This is a genomic window from Nocardioides conyzicola, assembly GCF_039543825.1.
GTDB lineage: Bacteria > Actinomycetota > Actinomycetes > Propionibacteriales > Nocardioidaceae > Nocardioides > Nocardioides conyzicola.
In genome coordinates this window covers 148,843-172,048 of record NZ_BAABKM010000003.1, presented here as the reverse complement: position 1 = coordinate 172,048, position 23,206 = coordinate 148,843, and the positions used below count along the sequence as shown (strand labels likewise).

General features: G+C 72.3%; 27 protein-coding genes. 16 read left to right on the top strand and 11 right to left on the bottom strand.

Annotated elements, in window-relative coordinates; all coding sequences use genetic code 11:
- Positions 1-73 precede the first annotated feature (73 nt).
- The 12 genes from ABEA34_RS18690 (at position 74) to ABEA34_RS18635 (ending at position 9,312) form a co-directional block, all read left to right on the top strand.
- On the top strand, positions 74-733 hold the full coding sequence (locus tag ABEA34_RS18690; RefSeq protein WP_345523001.1) for a glycosyltransferase family 2 protein: 660 nt from the start codon (positions 74-76) through the stop codon (positions 731-733).
- On the top strand, positions 730-1,386 hold the full coding sequence (locus ABEA34_RS18685; RefSeq protein ID WP_345523000.1) for a TIGR04282 family arsenosugar biosynthesis glycosyltransferase: 657 nt from the start codon (positions 730-732) through the stop codon (positions 1,384-1,386). The genes ABEA34_RS18690 and ABEA34_RS18685 overlap by 4 nt, the downstream gene beginning before the upstream one ends.
- Complete coding sequence (locus ABEA34_RS18680; protein ID WP_345522998.1) at positions 1,383-1,952, top strand: methyltransferase domain-containing protein; 570 nt, start codon at positions 1,383-1,385, stop codon at positions 1,950-1,952. Before ABEA34_RS18685 ends, ABEA34_RS18680 begins: the two co-directional genes overlap by 4 nt.
- A complete protein-coding gene (locus ABEA34_RS18675; RefSeq protein ID WP_345522997.1) occupies positions 1,949-3,100 on the top strand; it encodes a molybdopterin-dependent oxidoreductase in 1,152 nt (383 codons plus the stop codon). Before ABEA34_RS18680 ends, ABEA34_RS18675 begins: the two co-directional genes overlap by 4 nt.
- Positions 3,097-3,543: a hypothetical protein gene (locus ABEA34_RS18670; protein WP_345522996.1), complete on the top strand. Its 447-nt coding sequence runs from the start codon at positions 3,097-3,099 to the stop codon at positions 3,541-3,543. Before ABEA34_RS18675 ends, ABEA34_RS18670 begins: the two co-directional genes overlap by 4 nt.
- The gene (locus ABEA34_RS18665; RefSeq protein WP_425576894.1) at positions 3,518-4,195 is read left to right on the top strand and encodes a response regulator transcription factor; all 678 of its coding nucleotides are present in this window, start codon (positions 3,518-3,520) and stop codon (positions 4,193-4,195) included. The genes ABEA34_RS18670 and ABEA34_RS18665 overlap by 26 nt, the downstream gene beginning before the upstream one ends.
- The gene (locus tag ABEA34_RS18660; RefSeq protein WP_345522994.1) at positions 4,192-5,343 is read left to right on the top strand and encodes a sensor histidine kinase; all 1,152 of its coding nucleotides are present in this window, start codon (positions 4,192-4,194) and stop codon (positions 5,341-5,343) included. The genes ABEA34_RS18665 and ABEA34_RS18660 overlap by 4 nt, the downstream gene beginning before the upstream one ends.
- A gap of 184 nt (positions 5,344-5,527) precedes the next feature.
- Positions 5,528-6,577: a recombinase RecA gene (gene recA / locus ABEA34_RS18655; RefSeq protein WP_345522993.1), complete on the top strand. Its 1,050-nt coding sequence runs from the start codon at positions 5,528-5,530 to the stop codon at positions 6,575-6,577.
- A 48-nt stretch (positions 6,578-6,625) separates the two neighbouring features.
- Positions 6,626-7,234, top strand: coding sequence for a regulatory protein RecX (locus ABEA34_RS18650; protein WP_345522992.1), 609 nt, complete (start codon positions 6,626-6,628; stop codon positions 7,232-7,234).
- Between the two features lie 26 nt (positions 7,235-7,260).
- Positions 7,261-7,752, top strand: coding sequence for a phosphoribosyltransferase (locus tag ABEA34_RS18645; RefSeq protein WP_345522991.1), 492 nt, complete (start codon positions 7,261-7,263; stop codon positions 7,750-7,752).
- Positions 7,749-8,459, top strand: a complete 711-nt coding sequence (locus ABEA34_RS18640; RefSeq protein WP_345522990.1) for a GNAT family N-acetyltransferase — start codon at positions 7,749-7,751, stop codon at positions 8,457-8,459. The genes ABEA34_RS18645 and ABEA34_RS18640 overlap by 4 nt, the downstream gene beginning before the upstream one ends.
- A 7-nt stretch (positions 8,460-8,466) precedes the next feature.
- Positions 8,467-9,312 (top strand): polyphosphate kinase 2 family protein, encoded by an 846-nt coding sequence (locus ABEA34_RS18635; RefSeq protein ID WP_345522989.1) that lies wholly within the window; start codon positions 8,467-8,469, stop codon positions 9,310-9,312.
- Between the two features lie 19 nt (positions 9,313-9,331).
- On the opposite strand, the gene ABEA34_RS18630 is transcribed toward ABEA34_RS18635, so the two are convergent.
- Positions 9,332-10,024 (bottom strand): hypothetical protein, encoded by a 693-nt coding sequence (locus ABEA34_RS18630; RefSeq protein ID WP_345522988.1) that lies wholly within the window; start codon positions 10,022-10,024, stop codon positions 9,332-9,334.
- 135 nt (positions 10,025-10,159) lie between these two features.
- Here ABEA34_RS18630 and ABEA34_RS18625 point away from each other — a divergent pair, with 135 nt between their 5' ends.
- On the top strand, positions 10,160-10,933 hold the full coding sequence (locus tag ABEA34_RS18625; protein WP_345522987.1) for a HipA family kinase: 774 nt from the start codon (positions 10,160-10,162) through the stop codon (positions 10,931-10,933).
- On the top strand, positions 10,930-11,310 hold the full coding sequence (locus ABEA34_RS18620; RefSeq protein WP_345522986.1) for a DUF3037 domain-containing protein: 381 nt from the start codon (positions 10,930-10,932) through the stop codon (positions 11,308-11,310). Before ABEA34_RS18625 ends, ABEA34_RS18620 begins: the two co-directional genes overlap by 4 nt.
- On the opposite strand, the gene ABEA34_RS18615 is transcribed toward ABEA34_RS18620, so the two are convergent.
- The 9 genes from ABEA34_RS18615 to ABEA34_RS18575 form a co-directional block, all read right to left on the bottom strand.
- Positions 11,307-11,972, bottom strand: coding sequence for a response regulator (locus ABEA34_RS18615; protein WP_345522985.1), 666 nt, complete (start codon positions 11,970-11,972; stop codon positions 11,307-11,309). The genes ABEA34_RS18620 and ABEA34_RS18615 overlap by 4 nt on opposite strands.
- Entirely contained in the window at positions 11,969-13,207 is a 1,239-nt protein-coding gene (locus ABEA34_RS18610; protein WP_345522984.1) for a sensor histidine kinase, read from the bottom strand. The genes ABEA34_RS18615 and ABEA34_RS18610 overlap by 4 nt, the downstream gene beginning before the upstream one ends.
- A 41-nt stretch (positions 13,208-13,248) precedes the next feature.
- Positions 13,249-14,202, bottom strand: coding sequence for a D-alanine--D-alanine ligase family protein (locus ABEA34_RS18605; RefSeq protein ID WP_345522983.1), 954 nt, complete (start codon positions 14,200-14,202; stop codon positions 13,249-13,251).
- Positions 14,199-15,347, bottom strand: a complete 1,149-nt coding sequence (gene alr / locus ABEA34_RS18600; RefSeq protein ID WP_345522982.1) for an alanine racemase — start codon at positions 15,345-15,347, stop codon at positions 14,199-14,201. Before alr ends, ABEA34_RS18605 begins: the two co-directional genes overlap by 4 nt.
- Complete coding sequence (locus ABEA34_RS18595; RefSeq protein ID WP_345522981.1) at positions 15,344-15,967, bottom strand: M15 family metallopeptidase; 624 nt, start codon at positions 15,965-15,967, stop codon at positions 15,344-15,346. The genes alr and ABEA34_RS18595 overlap by 4 nt, the downstream gene beginning before the upstream one ends.
- A 133-nt stretch (positions 15,968-16,100) precedes the next feature.
- Entirely contained in the window at positions 16,101-16,844 is a 744-nt protein-coding gene (locus ABEA34_RS18590) for a sirohydrochlorin chelatase (protein ID WP_345522980.1), read from the bottom strand.
- A gap of 82 nt (positions 16,845-16,926) precedes the next feature.
- Complete coding sequence (locus ABEA34_RS18585) at positions 16,927-17,670, bottom strand: phosphoadenylyl-sulfate reductase (RefSeq protein WP_345522979.1); 744 nt, start codon at positions 17,668-17,670, stop codon at positions 16,927-16,929.
- Complete coding sequence (locus tag ABEA34_RS18580; RefSeq protein ID WP_345522978.1) at positions 17,667-17,852, bottom strand: hypothetical protein; 186 nt, start codon at positions 17,850-17,852, stop codon at positions 17,667-17,669. The genes ABEA34_RS18585 and ABEA34_RS18580 overlap by 4 nt, the downstream gene beginning before the upstream one ends.
- A complete protein-coding gene (locus ABEA34_RS18575) occupies positions 17,849-19,573 on the bottom strand; it encodes a nitrite/sulfite reductase (RefSeq protein WP_345522977.1) in 1,725 nt (574 codons plus the stop codon). Before ABEA34_RS18575 ends, ABEA34_RS18580 begins: the two co-directional genes overlap by 4 nt.
- Positions 19,574-19,953: 380 nt before the next feature.
- Here ABEA34_RS18575 and ABEA34_RS18570 point away from each other — a divergent pair, with 380 nt between their 5' ends.
- On the top strand, positions 19,954-21,402 hold the full coding sequence (locus tag ABEA34_RS18570; RefSeq protein ID WP_345522976.1) for a glycine hydroxymethyltransferase: 1,449 nt from the start codon (positions 19,954-19,956) through the stop codon (positions 21,400-21,402).
- Positions 21,403-21,440: 38 nt separating this feature from the next.
- Complete coding sequence (locus tag ABEA34_RS18565) at positions 21,441-21,977, top strand: 4'-phosphopantetheinyl transferase family protein (RefSeq protein WP_345522974.1); 537 nt, start codon at positions 21,441-21,443, stop codon at positions 21,975-21,977.
- On the opposite strand, the gene ABEA34_RS18560 is transcribed toward ABEA34_RS18565, so the two are convergent.
- The gene (locus tag ABEA34_RS18560; RefSeq protein WP_345522973.1) at positions 21,913-23,199 is read right to left on the bottom strand and encodes a M1 family metallopeptidase; all 1,287 of its coding nucleotides are present in this window, start codon (positions 23,197-23,199) and stop codon (positions 21,913-21,915) included. The genes ABEA34_RS18565 and ABEA34_RS18560 overlap by 65 nt on opposite strands.
- Between the last annotated feature and the right edge of the window lie 7 nt (positions 23,200-23,206).

The following is a 23,206-nucleotide window of genomic DNA, read 5'->3' as shown; positions in this document are numbered from 1 at the left end:
GGCAGCGACGCCGTCACGGCTTCGTAAGTTCTCCGACCGTTTGCCGGGCCCTCGTCCTGTCAACCTTCAGGACATGGAACCCGCCTGCGACCTCATCCTCCCGTGCCGGGACGAGGCGGCCGCACTCCGGGCGCTCCTGCCGGCCGTGCCCCCCGAGTTCGCCGTGATCGTCGCGGACAACGGGTCCGTCGACGGCACCGCCGACGTCGCCCGCGGCCTGGGGGCCACCGTCGTCACCGAGTCGAGTCCCGGGTACGGCGCCGCCGTGCACGCCGGGCTGCTCGCCGCGACCAGCGAGTACGTCGCGTTCATGGACGGCGACGACTCGTTCGACCCCGCCGAGCTGCTGCCCATGCTCGAGGACGTCCGCGCCGGCCGCGCCGACCTGGCCGTCGGCCGCCGTCGCCCGGTCTCGCGCGGCGTGTGGCCGTGGCACGCCCGCCTCGGCAACGGCCTGATCGTGTGGTGGCTCCGGCGCCGGATCGGGATGGACGCGCACGACATCGCACCCATCCGGATCTGCCGCCGCGACGAACTCCTGGCACTGGACGTCCGTGACCGGCGGTTCGGCTATCCCGTGGAGCTGCTGCAGAAGGCGACGCTCGCGGGCTGGCGGTTCGCCGAGCGCGACGTCTCCTACCGACCGCGCGCGGTCGGCACCCGTTCCAAGGTCTCCGGATCGGTGCGCGGTACGGCGCGCGCGGCCCGCGACTTCTGGAGGGTTCTGAGATGACGGACGCACGAGTGCTCGTGGTCGCGAAGGCGCCCGTCGCCGGCCGGGTGAAGACCCGCCTCGGCGCCGAGATCGGGATGGCCGCCGCCGCCGACGTCGCCGCGGCGGCGCTGCTCGACACGTTGGCCGCCTGTCGCGAGGCCTTCGGCCCCGACGCCTGCCTGCTGTCGCTGTCGGGCGACTTCGCCGATGCGGTCCGCGGGGACGAGCTGATCCGGGCGACGGACGGCTGGTCCGTCGCCCGCCAGCGGGGCAGCACCTTCGCGCAACGGCTGGCCAACGCCCACGTCGACGTCCCGCCCGGCGGTCCGGTCGTCCAGGTCGGCATGGACACCCCCCAGCTCACCCCGGCGATGCTGACCGCGGTCGGCGCGGCCACCGAGGAGCACGACGCGGTGCTCGGTCCGGCCGAGGACGGCGGCTGGTGGGTGCTCGCGCTGCGCCGCCCGACCGCTGCCCGGTCGCTGCACGACGTGCCGATGTCCACGCCGACGACGTACGACGACACGCGCCGCGCGTTGGTCGGCGAGGGTCTGGACGTCGCGGTCGCCGACACGCTGCGCGACGTCGACACGGTCGCCGACGCGGACGCCGTGGCCGCGCAGGCCCGCGAGGGTGAGTTCGCCCGTGCCTGGCGCGAGGTGCGCCGATGAGCATGGACCTCCCGATCACGCGTCTCCACCTGGACCAGTGGGACCGGCCGGCCGACGAGATCGACCGGACCCTGCTGTCGTTGTGCGCCGGCCCGACGCTCGACGTCGGGTGCGGACCGGGCCGGCTCACCGCCGCGCTCGCCGAGCAGGGCGCGGTCGTGCTCGGCATCGACGTCGTCAACGGGGCCGTCGGGCGCACGCGCCGCCGCGGGGGAGCGGCGCTGCACCGCGACGTGTTCGACTCCATCCCCGGTGAGGGTCGATGGGAGACCGCGCTGCTCGCCGACGGCAACGTCGGCATCGGCGGCGACCCGGTCGCGCTGCTCCAGCGGCTGCGTGAGGTCCTCGACCCCCGCGGCCGCGTCGTCGCCGAGGTGGCCGCGCCCGGGACGCCGCCCACGAACGACTGGGCTACCTTGGAGTGCGGCGTCGAGCACCTCGTCGTCCGCTGGTCGGTCGTGGGGATCGAGGACATCGCCGGGATCGCCGCGCAGGCCGGGCTCGCCGTCGTCGAGCAGGTCCAGGCCGGGGAGAGATGGTTCGCCGTGCTCGAGGAAGCAGCGTGAACATCCCGACGGAGTCGGCCTTCCGCTCCCGGCTCCGCAGCGCAGCGGTGACCGCCCGGGTCGGCACGTGGCTCGGCATCTGCTTCACGATCTGCTTCGCGACCGGCCTGATCAGCCACTACGCCCAGAACGTCTCCCAGCCGATCCCCTTCCCGACCAGCCCGTCGTGGGGCTACCGGGTCACCCAGGGCCTGCACGTGATCACCGGTACGGCGTCGGTGCCGCTGCTGCTCGTGAAGCTCTGGACGGTCTACCCGCGGCTGTTCATCCGCCCGCCGCGCGACGTGCGCAGGCTGGTGCTCGAGGTGCTGGAGCGCGGCTCGATCGCGGTCCTCGTCGCCGGAGCGGTCTTCCAGCTCGCGTCCGGGCTCGCGAACTCGGCGCAGTGGTACCCCTGGAGCTTCTCCTTCCGGTCCACCCACTACGCGATCGCCTGGATCACCATCGGCGCGCTGGTGGTGCACATCGCGGTGAAGCTCCCGATCATCCGCGGCGCGCTGACGTCCGACGTCGAGGACACGACGTACGACCGGCCGACGGCGACCGAGCCCGGACCGATCTCGCGGCGCACGCTGCTGCGGACCACCTGGCTGGCCGCGGGCGTCGCCGTGCTCGTCACCGCCGGCAGCACGGTCCCGCTGCTGCGCAGGGTGTCGGTCTTCGGCGTCCGCTCGGGTGACGGCCCCGCGGGCATCCCGATCAACAAGTCGGCGGCGGCCGCCAAGGTCGCGCCCGCCGCCACCAGTGCGGCGTACCGCTTCACCGTGGCGTACGGCGACCAGGAGGTCTCGATGACCCGCGAGGAGCTGCTCGCGATGGACCAGACCAGCGAGACCCTGCCGATCGCGTGCGTCGAGGGCTGGAGCGCGAGCGGCACCTGGACCGGCGTCCGCGTGCGCACCCTGCTCGACCTCGTCGGGGCGCCGAGCGGCAGCGAGGTGCACGTCGTCTCGCTGCAGGAGTCCGGCCCCTACAAGCGGACCGTGCTGCAGGGCAACTTCGCCGACGACGACCGCACCCTGCTCGCGCTGGCGCTCGAGGGGGAGCCGCTCGCCCTCGACCACGGCTACCCCGCCCGGCTGATCGCCCCCAACCGGCCCGGCGTCCTGCAGACCAAGTGGGTCGCGCGGCTCGAGGTGTCGGCATGAGGGCCCTGCAGGTCGCGATCGGCGCGGTCGGCGTCGTCCTCGGTGGGTTCGGCGCCTGGTTCCTGCTCACCCGCCAGGACCTGGACCAGCTGACCAACGCGGCGGTCTGGCTCGCGGCCGGCGTCGTCATCCACGACGGGGTGCTCGCGATCGCGACCCTCGTGGTCGGGGCGGTGGTGCTGCCCCGCCTCCCGCGCGCGGCCCGGGCGCCCGCGGTCGTCGGCTTCGTCGTGCTGGGCTCGGTGACGCTGCTCGCCGTACCCGTGCTCGGGCGCTTCGGGGCCCGCCCCGACAACGCGACGCTGCTCGACCGCAGCTACGTGACGGCATGGCTGGTGCTCGCCGCGCTCACCCTGGTGGCGGTCGTCGTCGCGTCGGTCCTACGCTCGCGGGGAGCCCACGACGATGGAGGTACCGGTGGCCCGCGTCCTCGTGGTCGATGACGACCACACCGTCCGTGAGGTCGTCGTCTCCTACCTGCGCGCCCACCAGCACGACGTGGTCGAGGCGGCCGACGGGGAGACCGCGCTGCGGACGATGCGTGACGCGCCGGCCGACCTGGTCGTGCTCGACCTGATGCTCCCGGGCATCGACGGCCTGGAGGTCTGTCGTCAGCTCCGGTCGACCAGCGACGTGCCCGTCATCATGCTGACCGCGCTGGGCGAGGAGACCGACCGGGTGATGGGTCTCGAGACCGGTGCGGACGACTACGTGAGCAAGCCGTTCAGCCCGCGTGAGCTGGTGCTGCGCGTCGACTCCGTGCTCCGGCGTACCGGCTCCGCACCGGCGCCCCAGCGCCTGGTGGACGGCGACCTCGTCGTCGACGAGGGCGCGCACGTCGCCACCCGGGACGGCGAGGTCCTGGCGCTGACCGTCCGGGAGTTCGACCTGCTGCGCTTCCTGCTCGCGCACCCCGGTACGGCGTACTCGCGCGAGGACCTGCTGCAGCACGTCTGGGGCTGGTCGATCGGCGACCACTCGACGGTGACGGTGCACGTGCGCCGACTCCGGGAGAAGGTCGAGCGCGACCCGACCCGGCCGGAGCGGCTGCAGACGGTGTGGGGTGTGGGCTATCGGTGGGAGGCAGCGTCATGACGAGTGACCAGGTGCAGATCGTGGCGGTGGCCGCCGTCTGTGCGGTCGGCGTCGGCGTGGTCGGGCTGGTGGCGGCGTGGCTGCTGCGGCACCTGTCCATCCGCTGGCAGCTCGGCCTCGTCGTCGTGGTCGCGATCGGCTCGGTGCTGGCCGGCGTCGTCGCCGCCGCCCGGATGATGTTCATCTCGACGCACGACTGGGGCGTGGTCGCGCTCGTCGCGGGCGCGGCCGGAGCGGTGTCCCTCGTCGTCGCGTTCGCGGTTGGCCTGGCGATCTCCCGCTGGTCGGAGGCGCTGCAGCGCGACGCCCGGCTGCTGGACGCCCACGGCACGTACGTCGCCGCGAGCCGCGGTCCCAGCGAGTTCCAGGCGCTCTCCGAGGAGCTGGCGCGCACCAGCGAGCGCCTCGAGGAGTCCCGGCTGCGCGAGGCCCGGCTGGAGGAGTCGCGACGTGAGCTGATCTCGTGGGTGTCGCACGACCTGCGCACACCGCTGGCCGGCATGCGGGCGATGACCGAGGCGCTGGAGGACGGCATCGCGGTGGACCCCGATCGCTACCACCGCCAGATCCGCGCCGAGGTCGACCGGATGGTGCGGATGGTCGACGACCTGTTCGAGCTCTCCCGGATCCACGCGGGCGTCCTCCGGCTCACGCCCGAGCCGGTGATGCTCCGCGACCTGGTCAGCGAGGCCATCGCCGGCGCCGACCCGGTCGCCCGGGCCCGCAACGTGCGGCTCGGGGGGAGCGTCGAGGACGGCATCGTGCTGACGGCCGACGCGGCCGGGATGGCCCGCGTGATGACCAACCTGGTCATGAACGCGATCCGGCACACCCCGGCCGACGGCGTCGTCGAGATCCGCGGCCGGGCGCTCCCCGACGGGGTCGAGCTGAGCGTGAGCGACGAGTGCGGCGGGTTGTCGGAGGAGGACATGGGCCGGGTCTTCGACCTGGCCTGGCGCGGCGAGACGGCGCGCACGCCGGAGCCCGCGCTCGGCTCGCGCGAGGCGCGGGGAGCGGGGCTCGGGCTGGCGATCGTCAAGGGCATCGTCGAGGCGCACCAGGGCGTCGTGCACGTGGAGAACGTGGGGGAGCCGGCGCCCGCCGGCTGCCGCTTCCTGGTCCGGCTGCCCGCCTCGGTCCCGGTCTGAGCGACGTCGCGACACGCCGCACCCAGGTGCTGCGGTCGAACAGGTGTTCGGGCTAGGTTGTGTGCACAGGTACGACGCGGACGAGGTTCTCCACAGATGGTGTCAGCGCTGATCAGGCGCTGTCGGTGGCTCGCTCTAGCGTCGCCGACGTACCTGACACCCGACGAGAGAGAAGGATCAGCACATGGCTGGTGCAGACCGCGAGAAGGCCCTGGACGCCGCGCTCGCCAACATCGAGAAGCAGTTCGGCAAGGGCTCGGTCATGCGTCTCGGCGACGAGGTGCGGGCCCCGCTCGCCATCATCCCCAGCGGCTCGATCGCTCTCGACATCGCGTTGGGCCTCGGTGGGTTCCCGCGCGGACGGGTGATCGAGATCTACGGGCCGGAGTCCTCCGGCAAGACCACCGTCGCCCTGCACGCCGTGGCCAACGCCCAGCGTGCCGGCGGCATCGTGGCCTTCATCGACGCGGAGCACGCGCTCGACCCCGACTACGCGAAGGCCCTGGGCGTCGACACCGACGCGCTGCTGGTCTCGCAGCCCGACTCCGGTGAGCAGGCGCTGGAGATCGCGGACATGCTGATCCGCTCCGGCGCGCTCGACCTGGTCGTCATCGACTCGGTGGCCGCGCTGGTGCCCCGGGCCGAGATCGAGGGGGAGATGGGCGACAGCCACGTCGGTCTCCAGGCCCGTCTGATGAGCCAGGCGCTGCGCAAGATGACCGGTGCCCTCAGCAACTCCGGCACCACGATGATCTTCATCAACCAGCTGCGCGAGAAGATCGGCGTCATGTTCGGCTCGCCCGAGACCACCACCGGTGGCAAGGCGCTGAAGTTCTACGCCTCGGTCCGGCTCGACGTGCGGCGCATCGAGACGCTCAAGGACGGCACCGACATGGTCGGCAACCGGACCCGCGTCAAGGTCGTGAAGAACAAGGTGGCCCCGCCGTTCAAGCAGGCCGAGTTCGACATCATGTACGGCAAGGGGATCAGCCGCGAGGGCGGCCTGATCGACGTCGGTGTCGAGTCGGGGCTCGTCCGCAAGGCCGGCGCCTGGTACACCTACGAGGGCGACCAGCTCGGTCAGGGCAAGGAGAACTCCCGCAACTTCCTCAAGGACAACCCCGACCTGGCCAACGAGCTGGAGAAGAAGATCCTCGAGAAGCTCGGCGTCGGCCCCCAGGTCGACCAGGAGGCTCCGCTCTCCGACGAGCCGATCGGCGTCGACTCCTTCTAGTCGATGACCCTTCACGAATCTCGACAGGCTCGATCAGCGGGGACCTCTGTGCCGCCCGACTGGCTCGGTGACGTCTCGGTCGGGGTGGACGCGTGGACACGGCGCGCCGCCCCGACCGCACCACCACCCGAGGACGAGGCAGCCCAGGTCCCGGAGGCCGACGCGGAGGCGGTGGCCCGCAAGATCCTGCTCGACCAGCTGACGGGCCAGGCGCGCACCCGCAAGGAGCTCGCCGACAAGCTGGCCGCCAAGAACGTCCCGGCCGACATCGCCACCCGCCTCCTCGACCGGTTCGAGGAGGTCGGGCTGATCGACGACGAGGCGTTCGCCCGGGCCTGGATCGCGTCGCGCGGAGCGACCCGGTCCGACGTGGGACGGCGGCTCGCCAAGCGGGCGCTGGCCCAGGAGCTGCACCGCAAGGGCATCGACAACGAGGTGGCCCGCGAGGCCCTCGACGACATCGACCCGGACGACGAGGCGGCGGCGGCGCGTGCGCTCGTGCGCGCCAAGCTGCGCTCCGTCGAGCGGGTCGACGACGTCAAGGCCACCCGGCGGCTGGTCGGCATGCTGGCCCGCAAGGGCTACGGCTCGGGGCTCGCGTTCGCGGTCGTCCGCGAGGAGCTGGCGGCCGCAGGACGAGAACCCCTGGACGACTGACCGGTCCGACCCGCCACAATGCTCTCGTGGCGACCGAGCGCGAGATCCTGACGTACGAGCTGTTCGGCACCGCGGTGCTGGACCTGGCCCAGCAGGTGGTGGACTCGGGCTACGAACCCGACCTGATCCTCTCGATCGCCCGCGGCGGTCTCGGGCTGGGCATGGGCCTCGGCTACGCGCTCGACGTCAAGAACCTGTCGGCGGTCAACGTCGAGTTCTACACCGGGGTCGAGCAGCGCCTCGAGGTCCCGATCATGCTGCCGCCGACGCCGGCCGCGGTCGACCTAGCGGGCCTGAAGATCCTCATCGCCGACGACGTGGCCGACACCGGCAAGACCCTCGAGGTGGTCCGCGACTTCGTCGCCGACCAGGTGGCCGAGGCCCGCACCGCGGTGATCTACGAGAAGCCGTGGACGGTGATCCGACCGGAGTACGTCTGGCGGCACACCGAGGCGTGGATCGACTTCCCCTGGTCCGCCGCTCCGCCCCTGGTGCACCGGGCGAAGCCGGGGTCGTGACCGACGAGCCGGTCCGCGTCGTGGTGCACGACCGCGGCCGCGACCTGTCCGGCGTCGTCCGTCCGGGCGAGCCGTGGGCGGCCGCGGCCCGGCGTACCTGCGCGAGCATGCACGCCGAGCCGGCACCGAGCGACCTGTCGGGCACGGTCAAGGAGTTCGTCGTCGACCACGACGAGCGGATCACCGTCCGGGCGATGACCCGCGGCGACCTGCCCGACGTGCTGCGCTGGCGGTCCTCCGAGCACGTCCGCCGCTGGTGGGCCTCCGAGGGGGAGCCGACCGCGGACAACGTCGAGGCCCGCTACGGCCCGTGCATCGACGGGATGAGCCCGACCCGGATGTGGGTCGCCGAGGTCAACGGCCGCTCGGTCGGCTTCCTCCAGGACTACCGAATCGCGGACTACCCCGACTACGCGCTGCTCGGACCCGATCCGGCTGCGATCGGCGTCGACTACGCGCTCGCCGAGGAGTGGAGCGGGCGCGGCCTCGGCCCGCGCGTGCTGTGGGCGTGGATGCTGCGCACCCGGCACCGGTTCCCCGACGCCCCGACGTACTTCGCGGCTCCCGACCACCGCAACGCGGCGTCGCTGCGGATGCTGGCGAAGACCGGGTTCGTCGCCGGGCTGTGGTTCGACGAGCCCCAGGAGGACGGCAGTGTCGACACGGTCGTCGGTTGCTCCCTCGATGTGGCCCGCGTCCTGGGATGATCACCAGATGACCGCTCACCCGCTGCGCCTGCCCACCGGCCCCGTCGACCTCGCCGCCCTCCCGACCGACGCCAAGCCCGGCTTCGACGGCAAGAAGAGCGACGGGAAGGCAGCCCTGTGCGGGCTCGGCGACGAGCTCGCCGACCTCCAGGAGCGGCTCTGGGCCGAGGGACGGGCGACCGGCTCCCGCCGCCGGGTGCTGCTGGTGCTGCAGGGCATGGACACCTCGGGCAAGGGCGGCACGCTGCGGCACACCGTCGGCCTGGTCGACCCGCAGGGCGTCCGGATCACGTCGTTCAAGGCGCCGACGAAGGAGGAGCTCTCCCACGACTTCCTCTGGCGGATCCGCCGGGCGGTGCCGGACCCCGGCTACCTCGGCGTCTTCGACCGCTCCCACTACGAGGACGTGCTGATCGCGCGGGTCAACGAGCTGGCCAGCCTCGAGGAGATCGACCGGCGGTACGACGCGATCAACGCGTTCGAGCAGGAGCTCGTCGACGACGGCACGGTCGTGCTCAAGTGCATGCTGCACCTGAGCAAGGACGAGCAGCGCAACCGGCTGCTCGCGCGGCTCGACAACCCCGAGAAGCACTGGAAGTACGAGCCCGGCGACATCGACGCCCGCGCCCGCTGGGACGACTACCAGGAGGCGTACGCGCTGGCCCTGGAGCGGACGAACACGGAGCACGCGCCGTGGTACGTCGTCCCCAGCGACCGCAAGTGGTTCCGCAACCTGGCCGTCGGGCAGCTGCTGCTCGCCGCTCTGCGGGGGATGGACCTGCGCTGGCCGGCGGCCGACTTCGACGTGGAAGCCGAACGGGCCAGGTTGCTCGCGTCGGACGCGAGCACCTGACCCGTTCGGTCGGAGCTGCTCAGTAGCTGTACGTGCTGCCCTTCACGACCCGGGGGACGAAGGTCTTGTTGCCGGTGAAGGTGATCTTCCAGTAGAAGCGACCGTTGCGCGGTGCCGGCAGGATGATCTTGAACTTGCCGCTGCGGGCGGTCTTCACGGTCTTGAAGTGGCGGTACTTCTTGCCGACCTTCTTCTGGATGACGACCTTGATCCTGGCCGCGGGCGAGATCTTGCCCTGGATCCCCGTCCGTCGTCCGGGGACCTCCTTGTAGGTCAGCTTGCGCGTGACCTTGAGCGACTTCGACGACGACGTCGAGGGGGTGAACTGGTAGTCGCCGTAGGTGCCGCCGCTGTAGACGACGCGCAGGGTGCCGGTGGCCTTGACCGGGACCGGGTAGAAGTAGAACGTGTTGCCGTCGGCCTCCGACTGGAGCGACTTCCACGTCGAGCTGCCCTTGGGCAGGAACTGCAGGGTGGCGCTGCCCGAGCCGTAGGGCAGCGTGCCCCAGGTCCCGTCGCTGTTCTGCCCCTGGACCGAGCCGGTGACCGAGATCTTGTCGTTGTACTCGGCCTTCTTCTGGCTGACCTGGATCGTGACCCTGGTCGGCACCGTCGTCGCCGCGGAGGCCGGAGCGCTGGTGGCGACGGCGGTCAACGCGGTCGCGGCGAGAGTCGTGGCGAGCAAGGAGCCGATGAGTCGGCGTACGTGCATGAAGGTGTCCTCCCGGAATGGGGCGCCCCCACCGGACGCCCACCCGCCGACTACCCGGGGAGCGGGCCGACCAAACAATTCCGACGATGGCGTACGGAAATGCGGGGGGCACCGGGCACGCCCTAGGGTGACGGCGTGATCCCGACCGTCTCCGTGACCCGCTACGTGACCCCGCTGCGGGAGGGCGGCAGCCTCCCCGGGATCGTCGAGGGCGACGACCTCGGCACCTACGTGTGCAAGTTCCGCGGCGCCGGCCAGGGCCTGCGGGTGCTGGTCGCCGAGGTGATCGTCGGCGAGCTCGCCCGCCGGATCGGTCTGCGGACCCCGCGGCTGGTGGCCCTCGACCTGGACCCCGCGATCGCGCGCTACGAGGCGGACGAGGAGGTCCAGGACCTGCTCAACGCGAGCGCCGGGCTCAACCTCGGCATCGACTTCCTGCCGGGCTCGTTCGGGTACGACGGCCAGGTCGCCGCGGGGGAGACGGTGGGGGCGAAGGTGCTCTGGCTGGACGCGTTCACCGCCAACGTCGACCGTTCCTGGCGCAACCCCAACCTGCTGGTGTGGCACCGCGACCTGTGGGTGATCGACCACGGTGCGGCGTTGTACTTCCACCACGCGTGGGGTGGGGGAGTGACCGACCCGGAGCGCTTCGCGCGCCAGCCGTGGAACCCCGACGACCACGTACTGGGGGCGTCGGCGCCCGGGCTGCCGCAGGCCGACGCCGAGATCAGCGCGCTGCTCGACGAGGCGGTCTTCACCGAGGTGCTGGCCGAGGTGCCCGACGAGTGGCTCGAGCCGGTGCCAGGTGCCGAGAGCGCGGACGCCGTGCGTGCGGCCTACGTGTCGTTCCTGGTCGCCCGGCTGGGCACCCGGCAGTGGCTGCCGAGCGCGGAGGCTGCGGCGCGATGACCACGCTCGCCTACCAGTACGTCGTCCTGCGCTGCGTGCCGCGCGTCGACCGTGAGGAGTTCGTCAACGTCGGCGTGGTGCTCTACTGCCACGCGACCGACTTCCTCGACGTCTCCTGGCACGTCGACGCCGAGCGGTTGCGCGCCCTCGACCCGAGCGTGGACGTCGACCAGGTCTGCGACGCGCTGGCCTTCGTCGACGGCGTCTGCGCCGGCGACGAGCGCGGGGGAGCGGCCGCGTCGGCGCCGATCAGCCAGCGCTTCGGCTTCGTCAAGGCGCCCCGCAGCACGGTCCTCCAGCCGGGTCCGGTGCACGGCGGCACCACCACCGACCCCGCCCGCCAGCTCGAGCACCTGCGGGAGAAGCTCGTCGGCTAGGTCAGGGCGTGCTCGTGGGCGAAGACCACGATCTGCACCCGGTCCCGCAGGCCGAGCTTGCGCAGGATCGCACCGACGTGGGTCTTCACCGTCGACTCGCTGGCGAAGACCAGGCCGGCGATCTCGGTGTTGGACAACCCCTTGGCGACCGCCGCGAAGACCTCGCGCTCCTTGTCCGTGAGGGAGAGGTACGCCGGCGGGGTCGGCGTCTGCGCCCGGAACTGGCCCTCCAGCAGCGTCGAGAGGTCCGTCGGCGCGAGCACGGCGTTGCCGGCGTGGACGGTGCGGATCGCGTCGCGGAGCATCACCGGCGTCGTGTCCTTGAGCAGGAAGCCGCTGGCGCCGTACCTGATCGCGGTCGCGGCCCGGTCGTCGAGGTTGAACGTCGTCAGGACGACCACCCGCACCGGCGTCTCGCGCCGCGCCGCCCGGTCGGGCAGGAAGATCTGGCGGGTCGCCTCGACGCCGTCCATCTCCGGCATCCGGATGTCCATCAGCACCACGTCCGGCTCGAGCTCGTCGACCAGGCGGACCGCCTCGAGCCCGTCGCCCGCCGACCCCACGACCTCCATGCCGTCCTGGGCGTCGACGATCACCCGGACGCCCTCGCGGAAGAGCTCCTGGTCGTCGACCAGCAGGACACGGATCGCGGGGGTGGTCATCGGGACCTCACCGGCACCCAGGCCGTGGCCGTGAAGGTGGGACCGCCCGCCTCCGTGCGCCGGCGTACGTCGAGCCGTCCGCCCACGGACTCGAGCCGGCGGCGCATGCCGTCGAGGCCCTGCCCGCTCTGCTCGGGGATCGGCTCCGCCATCATCAACGGCTGGGTCTCGGGGGCGCTGGTGTCGATCACGTTGCGCACCTCGATCCGCAGCTCACCCTCCCAGTGTCGTTCGACCTGGATCGGCGCGCCGCGGTGGCCGTGCTTGATCGCGTTGGTGAGCATCTCCTGGAGCACCCGGAAGGCCACCACCTCGAGCTCCGGCGGCAGCGGCTGGGGCGTGCCGACCTCGGTCGAGTCGATCTCGTGGCCGCTGGCGCGCACGCCGTCGACCAGGCTGTCGAGGCCGGCGGTGCGAGCGGGCGGCGCCGTACCGCCTCCGGTCGTCGTGAGCACCTGGCGGACGTCCTGGAGCGAGGTGCGCGCCGAGGTCGCGATGTTGGCCATGGTCTGCTTCAAGGCGCTGGTGTCGGCGTCCTTGAGGTACTGCGCCGACTCGGCCTGCGCCAGGATCACGGCCAGCGAGTGGCCGACCACGTCGTGCACGTCGCGGGCCAGCCGCGCCTGCTCCTCCCGGAGCTCGGCGATCTCCTCGGCCTGGTCGCGCTGCGCCTCGGCGGTGACCTGGGACTCGCGCGACTGCTGGGCGCGGGCCGAGAAGCGCAGCGCGAGCCCCGCCAGCCACGGCACCCCGAGCACCGACATCCCGAGGATGGCCGCCGTGATCTGCCAGCGGTCGCTGAACCGCGAGGTCGTGTCGATCAGGGACCGGAAGCCGGCCGTGTCGAGCGCGCGGTAGAACACGTCCGGCTGGATCCAGAAGACCGAGATCACCGCGGCGGCGGGGATCGAGAGCGCACTCAGCCAGGCGGTGGCGGTGCTGCCCCACCGGGCGGCCCCGAAGGCCACGGCCCCGATCGCCAGCTCGACCATCAGCAGCTGGGTGCCGAAGACGACCTGGAGCGAGCAGACCGCCCACACCAGCGCGAGCGCGGCGCCGGGCAGGTGGCGCGACAGCGCGACGGCGGTCGCGATGCCGAGGCAGATCAGGGCGGCCGGCGGGCGCGGGTCGGACGCGTAATAAGGGTGGTAGAGGTTCAGCGTCTCGACGAGCCCGACCAGCAGGACGACGAGGCCGGCTCCGAGGTCGGGAGCCCACTGGCGCCAGGAGGTCATGCCGTCACCACCCCGCAATGGAACCACGCCCGACGGGGCGCTCAACGGTGGGCGCCGCGGACGAGCTCGTCCAGCAGCTCCGGGTACGACATCCCCGCCGCGGCGAACATCCGCGGCACCTGCGAGTGCTCGGTCATCCCCGGCACCGTGTTGACCTCGTTGAGCACCGGGCCGTCCTCGGTCAGGAAGAAGTCGACCCGGGCGACCCCGGAGCAGCCGAGGGCGTCGTACACCGCGAGCGCCGCCTCCTTGAGCGCCTTGGCCTCGACCCCCTCGAGACGTGCGGGGACGCGGAAGTCCGCGTGGCCGCCGTACTTCGCCTCGTGGTCGAAGACCCCGTCGGCGACGATCTCGAGCGCGGGCGGGACGAAGAGCGACCCGTCGGTGCGTCGGAGCACCGCCACGTCGATCTCGCGGCCGGCGACGACGTCCTCGACCAGCACCCGGTCGTCGAGGGCGAGGGCCTCCTCGAGCGCCGGGCGGAGCAGGCCCGGCTCGGTCACCAGGCTGACGCCGAGGCTGGAGCCGGCGGCGACCGGCTTCACCACGACGGGGTGGGTCCAGCGCTCGTGCCCGGCCGTGGCCGCCGTGACCAGGCGGCCGGGCGCCGTGGCGATGCCGACCGCTGCGGCGACGAGCTTGGTCGTCCACTTGTCCATCGCGATCGCGCCCGGGCGGACCCCGGACCCGACGTACGCGATCCCGGCGAGCTCGCACAGGGCGGCGAGCGCTCCGTCCTCGCCGCGCGGACCGTGCACGACCGGGAAGGCGACGTCGCAGCCACGCAGCACCTGAGCGGCTCCGCACAGGCCGATCGGCCGCAGCCCGCGGTCGCGCCAGGTGCCGTCGCGGCCGATGGTGATCGGCACGACGTCGTACGCCGCGGGGTCGAGCGCGCCCGCCACCGAGGCGGCCGAGGCGAGGGAGACGTCGTGCTCGCAGTTCTGCCCGCCGCCGATGACGGCGACCCTGGTCCTGGTCGGCGGTGTCCTCACGACAGGCTCCTCAGGTGCGGCACCGGGCGGGTCCGGCGCTCGACGCGGGCGCCGATGCCGGTGACGATCTCGTGCTCGATGGTGTCGGCCCACGCCGCCCACTCGGAGACCGTCGGCTCGCCGTGCGTGCCGGGACCGAAGAGCGTCACCGTCTCGCCCTGGTCGATCCCGCGGCTGCCGAGGTCCACGACCAGCTGGTCCATCGAGATCCGGCCGACCACCGGGCGCCGTACGCCCCGGACCAGCACCTGGCCCCGACCCGAGGCGAGCCGCGGCAGGCCGTCGGCGTACCCGATCGGCAGCAGGCCGAGGTGCGTCGCGGCGGCGGTGCGGTGGGTGTGCCCGTAGCCGACCGGGGTGCCCGCCCGCACCTTGCGGACCTGCACGACCGGCGCGGTCAGCGTCATCGCCGGGTGCAGCCGGGTCGAGCCGGAGGGGTCGATGCCGACCAGGCCCGCGCCGACGCGGCTCATCGTGTGGTGCGCCCGTGGATCGTTGAGGGTGGCGGAGGTGGCGGCCAGGTGCCGGTCGCGCGGGCGCAGGCCGGCGGCGCGTGCGGTCTCGAGGCCCCAGGCGAAGCGGGTCCGGCCGAGCGCGTTGCTCTCGTCGCCGGGCTCGTCGGCGCAGGCCAGGTGGCCCATCACGCCGACGACCTCGACCTCGCCCCGCTGCTCGGCCCGCCGGGCCGCCCGGCACAGCTGCCCCCAGCTCGCGGGGTCGGCGCCGTCGCGGGCCAGGCCGGTGTCCAGGTGGAGGTGGACCCGGCTGCGGCCGGGCGCGGCCGCGACGGCCGCGAGGTGCTGGAGGCTGGGCACCGCGACGTCGACGTCGCGCGCCGCCGCCGACCCGTAGTCGGCGTCGACCGGGTTCAGCCAGCTCAGGAGAGGTACGGCGAGGCCCGCGTCGCGCAGCGGCCACGCCTCGTCGAGGGTGGTGACGCCCAGCCGGGTGGCGCCGTGGGCCAGCGCCGTCCGCGCCACGTCGACCGCGCCGTGCCCGAACCCGTCGGCCTTCACCACGGCCATCAGCTCGCCGGCCGCGCGGTCGGCGAGCAGGCGGGTGTTGCGGCCGACGGCCTGCAGGTCGATGTCGAGCCGCGGCCCGCTGCTCGTGCCCGCCCGCGGGGCGATCGCGGTGGCGCTCATGCCGCCACCGCCGCGGCGACCGGGCCGTAGAGCGCGTGCCGGGCGCCGGTCGTCAGCGCCCAGTAGCGGTCGCCGAAGCTCCAGTGCCACCACTCGGTCGGGTAGTTCACGAGCCCGTGCCCGGCCAGCACCGTGGCGAGCAGCTCCCGGTGTGCCCGGGCATCCGCACCGATGCCGTCGGCCGCGAAGTAGCAGCGACCGTCGCTGTCCTCCGGGGTCGCGTCGATCGGCGTGCCCAGGTCGAGCTCGTCGCCGCACGCGTCGACGAGGGTGAGGTCGACCGCGGCGCCGGCCACGTGCGGTGCGACGTCGACCGGCGAGACGAACCTGCTCGTCAGCCGGGCCAGCTCCGCGTCGTCGGCGCCGGGGTGGTGGAGCCGCACCTGCTCGGCGTACGACGCGATGATCGCGCGCTGCTGCTCGACCGGCCGGAACCCCTCGACCACCCGCAGCTGCACGACCCACGGGAGCTGGAGGTCGGCCGCCATCAGCCGGTTCGCGAGGCCGGCGCGCACCAGCGCGCCGGCGGGGGACAGGCTCCGCGGCAGCCGCACCAGCGGCTCGCCGGACTCCACCACGGGCACGGACCGGACGCGCTCGTCCGACAGCAGGATCGTCATGCTTCGACGCTAGGAAACGGGGTGGGTCACCCGCCTCCACCTGAGGTACCACCCGACTGCCCCCAAGTGCCGAGTCGGCGCCACATTGCAGTCGAGTCGGCGCCAGTTTGTGCAAACTGGCGCCGACTCGGCGTCAGACGGGGACCAGCTCGACCGCGCCGACGGCGTAGCGGGCGAGGATCGTGCGGGCCAGCTCCGGGTGCGCACCCAGCGGCGCGGAGACCGCGATCGCACCGGCCTCGAGGGCGAGCTCCGCGGCCCGGTCCGGGAGGAAGCCCGGGGCCAGGAAGAGCGAGGCGACGGCGATGTGCCGGCGTCCCTCGGCACGGAACGTGCGGACGGCCTCGCCCGTCGCCGGCGGCGAGGCGGACGCGAACGCCGCGGTCACGGGCAGCTTGTGCCGGGCGCCCCAGACGCGGGCGAGCCGCGCGACGGCCTGGTTGGCCAGCGGATCGCTCGACCCGGCAGCGGCCAGCACCAGCGCGTCGAGCTCGCGCACCCGGGAGGCCGCGAGCGCCTCCCGCATCCGCAGGTCCAGCACCTCGAGGAAGTGCGCCTCCAGGCCCAGGATCGACGTGGCCCGGATCTGTACGCCGGGGTGCCGGGTCGTCGCCTCGGTGACGGCGCTCGGGACGTCGACCTTGGCGTGGTAGGCCTCGGTGAGCAGCAGCGGCACGACGACGATCTCGTCGTGACCGGCCTTCACGAGCCGGTCGACGACCGTCTGGAAAGACGGCTTCGACAGCTCGAGGAACGCGGCCTCGACCTTGAGGTCGGGGCGCATCGCCTTGACCTCGTCGACGAGGGCCTTGATCGTTGCGGCGGACCGGGGGTCACGACTGCCGTGAGCCAGGGCCACCAGAGCAGGAGCAGCCATCACGCCGCCTCCTTACCTGTGCGTGCTTCGGGGAATGCGAGTGCACGGCCGGCCACGCTGCCGGTCTGCAGGGTGCGGGTCCTCATGAGTGGATCCCGCACTCGGTCTTGTTGGTGCCGGCCCAGCGCCCGCTGCGCGGGTCCTCGCCGGGGGCCACGCGCCGGGTGCACGGCCAGCACCCGATCGAGGGGTAGCCGTCGTACACGAGCGGGTTGACCAGGATGCCGTTGTCGGCCATGTACTTCTCGACCTGCTCGTCGGACCAGCGGGCCAGCGGCGAGATCTTGACCTTGGCCTTCTTGGCGTCCCAGCCGATCACCGGCGCGATGACCCGGTTCTTGGTCTCGGCCCGGCGCAGCCCGGTCGCCCAGGCGTCGTAGTCGGCCAGGCGGGCGGCCAGCGGCTCGACCTTGCGCAGCTTGCAGCACAGGTCGGGGTCGGTCTTGTACAGGTCCTTGCCGTACGTCGCGTCCTGCTCCGCCACCGACTGCACGGGCGTGATCGAGATCAGGTTGACCGGCATCGTCGCCTCGACCGCGTCGCGGGTGCCGATCGTCTCGACGAAGTGGTAGCCGGTGTCGAGGAAGAGCACGTCGATGCCCGGCACGACCTTGGAGACCACGTCGGTCAGCACGGCGTCGCCCATCGAGGACGTGACGCAGAAGCGCTCCCCGAAGGTCGCGGCCGCCCACTCGACGATCACCTCGGCGGGGGCCAGCTCGAGCTCGGCGCCCCAGTGGGACACCAGCTCGCGCAGCTCCTCCGGCGACCGGCCGGCGGTGTCGATCCCACGCTTGTTGCGCGCGGTCGTCGTGGTCACGCTCATGAGTGGGCTCCTGACGGTCGGATCAAGCCGAGCATCTTCAGGCTGAAAGCACGCAGGCATCCTCGGCATTCCCAGGTGCCGTGCGGCGAGCTGATCTCGCCGCTCTCCGAGACGACCTCGTGCGGGCGCAGGTCCTGCTCGCCGCAGAAGGGGCAGTGGAAGGGCACGGCGCGTTCGCTCATGGCGTCGCCACCCCCTCCAGCAGCTTGTCGCCGCGCAGCAGGTCCTCGTCGGCCCGGGCGACCCAGGTGGCGAACAGCTCGCCGTCCTCGCGGTCGGCCAGGAAGTTCGTCACGACGGTGGTGATGTAGTCGTCGAGCCCGGCGCTGGTGACCTTGTGGGCACGCAGCTTGCGGCCGAAGTTGGCCTGCAGTCCGGTCGCGCCGCCGAGGTGCACCTGGAAGCCCTCGACCTGCTCGCCCTCGTGCATGACCAGCTGACCCTTGAGGCCGATGTCGGCGATCTGCGTGCGGGCACAGGCGTTGGGGCAGCCGTTGACGTTGACGGTGATCGGCGTGTCCAGCGTCGGGAAGCGCTTCTCGAGCTCGCCGACCAGGGTGCGCGCGCGCTCCTTGGTGTCGACGATCGCCAGCTTGCAGAACTCGATGCCGGTGCAGGCCATCGTGTTGCGGCGCCAGTTGGACGGCCGGGCCGAGAGCCCGATCGCGTCGAGCTTCTCGACGAGCTCCTCGACGACGGCGGGCTCGACACCCACCAGCACGATCTTCTGGTACGGCGTGAGCCGGGCGCCCGCGACGCCGTACTCCTCGATCAGGTCGGCGAGCTGCACGAGGATCGTGCCGGACACGCGGCCGGCGGTCGGCGCGATGCCGACGTAGAGCTTGCCGTCCTTCTGCTCGTGCACGCCGATGTGGTCGCGGTGGCCGACGGGGGAGCCGGGCGACTCGCAGGAGACCAGCTTGCGGTCGAGGTACTCGTTCTCGAGGACCTCGCGGAACTTTTCGATGCCCCAGTCGGCGACCAGGAACTTCAGGCGCGCCCGCGAGCGCAGCCGGCGGTAGCCGTAGTCGCGGAAGATCGACGCGACGCCCTCCCAGGCGTCGGCGACCTCGTCGACCGGGATCCAGACACCCATCTTCTGCGCCAGCATCGGGTTGGTGGACAGGCCGCCGCCGACCCACAGGTCGAAGCCGGGGCCGAGCTCGGGGTGCACGGTGCCGACGAAGGAGATGTCGTTGGTCTCGGGGGAGACGTCGTGGCCCGGGTGCCCGGTCAGCGCGGTCTTGAACTTGCGCGGGAAGTTGGCGTAGTCCGGGTGCCCGATGAAGCGCCGCTTGATCTCCTCCAGAGCCGCGGAGCCGTCGATGATCTCGTCCTTGGCGACGCCGGCGACCGGCGAGCCGAGGAAGGGCCGCGGCGAGTCGCCACACGCCTCCATGGTGTCCAGGCCGGCGGCCTCGAGCCGCTCCCAGATCGCGGGCACGTCCTCGATCCGGATCCAGTGGTACTGGATGTTCTCGCGGTCGGTGACGTCGGCGGTGTCCCGGGCGAAGTCGACGCCGATGGTGCCGAGGGCGCGTACGGCGTCGTGCGAGAGGAGCGCGCCGTCCGAGCGGACCCGCATCATGAAGAACTCGTCGTCGAGCTCCTCCTCCTCGAGCGTAGCCGTCTTGCCGCCGTCGAAGCCCGGGGCGCGCTGCGTGTAGAGGCCCATCCACCGGAAGCGGCCACGCAGGTCGGCGGGGTCGATCGAGGCGAAGCCGCGCTTGGAGTAGGTGTAGAGGATCCGGTCGCGGACGTTGAGCGGGCTGTCGTCCTTCTTGGACTGCTCGTTCTTGTTCAGCGGCTCGGTGTAGCCGAGCGCCCACTGCCCCTCGCCGCGCTTGGGGCGCGGGATCTCGGTGTGGGCGGCGGCCTTGGCGGTGTAGCGCAGGTCAGACATCAGGCGAGGCATTCCTTGACGACGGTGGCAGCGACGCTCGGACCGGGCGTCGATGCCCTGGTCCGGTCAGCTGCGTGATGGGCGGCTGGTCAGGCTCTGTACGTCAGGAGGGCCAACACATGGAGCTGCGGGTACGCCCGAAGTCCACGTGGCGTCGAACCACGAGGTACGTCTGCGTCGCAGCGGTCATGTCAAGCAGTCTCACGGTCCGGACGCCCTCCCCACAAGGCGAAATCCCATGATGTGGGACGAGGATCCAACATGCGAGACACGGCGGGCCGCGCCGGGCGGCCGACCCCGCCCGGTGCGGCCCACGTCACACTCCGGGGGCGGCCCGAGCCGCTCGATCGGCGTCGTACGGCCCCACTACGCTGAGCCGCATGAGCGACGCGCACCTCTCCGCCCTGACCAGCAGCGCCTACCAGCAGGCCCTCGAGGTGATCGCCTCGGTCGAGCCCCGGATCGCGGACGCCACCCGCAAGGAGCTCGCCGACCAGCGCAGCTCGCTGAAGCTGATCGCGAGCGAGAACTACGCCTCGCCCGCCGTGCTGCTGACCATGGGCACCTGGCTGAGCGACAAGTACGCCGAGGGCACGGTCGGCCACCGCTTCTACGCCGGCTGCCAGAACGTCGACACCGTCGAGGCGCTCGCCGCCGAGCACGCCCGCGAGCTCTTCGGCGCCGAGTACGCCTACGCCCAGCCGCACTCCGGCATCGACGCCAACCTGGTCGCGTTCTGGTCGATCCTCGCCCACCGGGTCGAGGGCCCGTGGCTCGAGCGCCTGGAGAAGAAGAACGTGAACGACCTGACCGACGAGGGCTGGGAGGAGCTGCGTCACGAGCTCGGCAACCAGCGCCTGCTCGGCATGGCCCTCGACGCCGGCGGCCACCTGACCCACGGCTTCCGGCCCAACATCAGCGGCAAGATGTTCCACCAGCAGCAGTACGGCACCGACCCGGAGACCGGGCTGCTCGACTACGACGTGGTCCGCGCAAAGGCCAAGGAGTTCAAGCCGCTGGTGCTGGTCGCGGGCTACTCGGCGTACCCGCGTCGCGTGAACTTCGCCAAGATGCGCGAGATCGCCGACGAGGTCGGCGCCACCCTGATGGTCGACATGGCGCACTTCGCCGGGCTGGTCGCGGGCAAGGTCTTCACGGGCGACGAGGACCCGGTGCCGCACGCCCACGTCGTGACGACCACGACCCACAAGTCCCTGCGCGGCCCGCGCGGCGGCATGGTGCTGGCGACGGAGGAGTACGCACCGAGCGTCGACCGCGGCTGCCCGATGGTCCTGGGCGGCCCGCTCTCGCACGTGATGGCGGCCAAGGCCGTCGCGCTCGCGGAGGCCCGTCAGCCGGCGTTCCAGACCTACGCGCAGCAGGTCGCCGACAACGCCAAGTCGCTCGCCGACGGCTTCATGAGCCGCGGCGCCAAGCTGGTCACCGACGGCACCGACAACCACCTCGTGCTGCTCGACGTGTCGTCCTTCGGCCTCACCGGCCGCCAGGCGGAGTCGGCGCTGCTCGACGCCGGCGTGGTCACCAACCGCAACTCGGTGCCGTCCGACCCCAACGGCGCCTGGTACACCTCCGGCGTCCGCCTCGGCACCCCGGCGCTGACGACCCGCGGCTTCGGCCACGACGAGTTCGACAACGTCGCGGAGCTGATCGTCCACGTCCTGCAGAACACCCAGCCCGGCACCACCAAGGCGGGCGGGCCGTCGAAGGCGTCGTACGAGCTGGGCGACGGGGTGGCCGACAAGGTGAAGGCCGCGTCGGCGGAGATGCTCGACAAGCACCCGCTCTACCCAGGTCTGAACCTCTCGTAGCGAGCGAAGCGAGATACCGACGTGGCCTTCGAGCTGAGTTGACGATCGACGTCGCCTGGCACGACTCGGCGCGCGCCGCCGACGACGCGTTGGCGGCGCACCTGGGCTGGGCGTACGGCGACGGCGAGGCTCGGACCGGACGCCTGTGCGGACGGTGCGGCTCCGCGGCGCACGGCCGACCGTGGGCGACGTACGACGGGCGCGACGTCGCGGTCTCGCTCGCCCGGTCAGGCCCGCACCTGGTGACGGCGGTGGCGACCGACGGAGCGGTCGGCGTCGACGTCGAGTCGGTCGCCGAGGTCGCCGCGCGCTGGCAGCCTGAGCTGGTGCTGGCGCCGGGCGAGGTGGCCGCTGACGCGCTCGAGCAGGCACGGGTCTGGGCGCGCAAGGAGGCCGTGCTCAAGATGTACGGCGTCGGTCTGGCCCGGCCGATGACCGCGGTCGTGCTCGGCGCCGAGGCCTGGATCGACCTGGAGGCGCCCGACGGCTACGTCGCCGCGGTCGCCTGGCTCACACCGCAGCGGGCAGCGGCGGCAGGTCCGTCTGGAAGAGCCACGCGTCGAACAGGTCCGTGAGGTCCCGGCCGGTCTCGCTCTCGCAGAAGCCGATGAAGTCCTCGGTGGTGACCGAGCCGCCGGTGTGCGCGGCGACCCAGGCGCGGAGCAGCTGGAAGAACGGCTCCTCGCCGAGCTCGACGCGCAGGGCGTGGAGGGTGAGCGCGCCGCGCTTGTAGACCCGGTCGTCGAACATCAGCTCCGGACCCGGGTCGGCGAGCAGGAGGTCCTGGTCCTTGCCGTCGAGCTTCTTGTGGTGGGTCCGCGCCCAGTCGTCGGCGCTGTCGCCGCCCGACTCCTCCGACCAGAGCCACTCGGCGTAGCAGGCGAAGCCCTCGTGCAGCCAGATGTCCTGCCAGCGCCGCAGCGTCACCGCGTTGCCGAACCACTGGTGCGCCATCTCGTGCGCGACCAGCCGAATGGTGTCCCACGAGTCGACGCAGAAGTTGCGGCCGAAGGTCGACAGCGACTGCGACTCCAGCGGGATCTCGAGGTCGTCGTCGGTGATGACGGTCGTGTAGCCGTCGAAGGGGTAGGCGCCGAACCGGTCGACGAAGAAGCGCATCATCTCCGGCTGTCGGCCGAAGCTCGCGTCGAAGCCGTCGCCCGCCACGTCCTCGGGCGCGAGCACGCGCAGCGGCACCGGCCCGTCCTGCTCGGTGACGGCGTAGCGGCCGATCTGGCAGGTCGCGAGGTACGTCGCCATCGGCGCGCGCTGCTCGTAGCGCCAGCTGACGGCCGAGCTGCGGCGCGACGTACCGACGAGGTCGCCGCTCAGCGCGACCTCGTAGCCCGCGGGCGCCGTCACGGTGAAGTCGTAGGTGGCCTTGTCGTCGGGCCGGTCGTTGCAGGGGAACCACGACGGGGCGCCGTGCGGCTGGGCCGCGACGATGACGCCGTCGGTGAGCTCCTCCCAGCCGGCGTCGCCGAGGGTCTTGCTCTTCATCACCGCCGGCTGGCCGGAGTACTTGACCCGCACCTCGAACTCGGTGCCGGCCGCGATGGGGGAGTCCAGCCAGATCGCCACCCCGCCGTCGCGGTGGGTGTAGCGGGCCGGCGGCTTGCCGTCGACGCTCACCCGGGAGACGCGCAGGTGGTGCAGGTCCAGGCGGAGCCGGACGACGTCGTCCACGGCCACGCAGGTCAGCGTGGCCTCGCCGTCGAGACGGTTGCCCTCAGGGCGGTAGCCGAGGTCGAGCACGTAGTGCGAGACGTCGTACGACGCGTCCCCGTGGCCGGGCACATACGGG

Coding starts and splice junctions, on each gene's coding strand:
- ABEA34_RS18615 (WP_345522985.1), bottom strand. CDS start 11,972: ATGACCACCCCCGCGATCCGTGTCCTGCTGGTCGACGACCAGGAGCTC.
- recA (WP_345522993.1), top strand. CDS start 5,528: ATGGCTGGTGCAGACCGCGAGAAGGCCCTGGACGCCGCGCTCGCCAAC.
- ABEA34_RS18630 (WP_345522988.1), bottom strand. CDS start 10,024: ATGCACGTACGCCGACTCATCGGCTCCTTGCTCGCCACGACTCTCGCC.
- ABEA34_RS18685 (WP_345523000.1), top strand. CDS start 730: ATGACGGACGCACGAGTGCTCGTGGTCGCGAAGGCGCCCGTCGCCGGC.
- ABEA34_RS18680 (WP_345522998.1), top strand. CDS start 1,383: ATGAGCATGGACCTCCCGATCACGCGTCTCCACCTGGACCAGTGGGAC.
- ABEA34_RS18660 (WP_345522994.1), top strand. CDS start 4,192: ATGACGAGTGACCAGGTGCAGATCGTGGCGGTGGCCGCCGTCTGTGCG.
- ABEA34_RS18590 (WP_345522980.1), bottom strand. CDS start 16,844: ATGGCTGCTCCTGCTCTGGTGGCCCTGGCTCACGGCAGTCGTGACCCC.
- ABEA34_RS18670 (WP_345522996.1), top strand. CDS start 3,097: ATGAGGGCCCTGCAGGTCGCGATCGGCGCGGTCGGCGTCGTCCTCGGT.
- ABEA34_RS18580 (WP_345522978.1), bottom strand. CDS start 17,852: ATGAGCGAACGCGCCGTGCCCTTCCACTGCCCCTTCTGCGGCGAGCAG.
- alr (WP_345522982.1), bottom strand. CDS start 15,347: ATGAGCGCCACCGCGATCGCCCCGCGGGCGGGCACGAGCAGCGGGCCG.
- ABEA34_RS18635 (WP_345522989.1), top strand. CDS start 8,467: ATGACCGCTCACCCGCTGCGCCTGCCCACCGGCCCCGTCGACCTCGCC.
- ABEA34_RS18570 (WP_345522976.1), top strand. CDS start 19,954: ATGAGCGACGCGCACCTCTCCGCCCTGACCAGCAGCGCCTACCAGCAG.
- ABEA34_RS18575 (WP_345522977.1), bottom strand. CDS start 19,573: ATGTCTGACCTGCGCTACACCGCCAAGGCCGCCGCCCACACCGAGATC.
- ABEA34_RS18610 (WP_345522984.1), bottom strand. CDS start 13,207: ATGACCTCCTGGCGCCAGTGGGCTCCCGACCTCGGAGCCGGCCTCGTC.
- ABEA34_RS18595 (WP_345522981.1), bottom strand. CDS start 15,967: ATGACGATCCTGCTGTCGGACGAGCGCGTCCGGTCCGTGCCCGTGGTG.
- ABEA34_RS18690 (WP_345523001.1), top strand. CDS start 74: ATGGAACCCGCCTGCGACCTCATCCTCCCGTGCCGGGACGAGGCGGCC.
- ABEA34_RS18585 (WP_345522979.1), bottom strand. CDS start 17,670: ATGAGCGTGACCACGACGACCGCGCGCAACAAGCGTGGGATCGACACC.
- ABEA34_RS18620 (WP_345522986.1), top strand. CDS start 10,930: ATGACCACGCTCGCCTACCAGTACGTCGTCCTGCGCTGCGTGCCGCGC.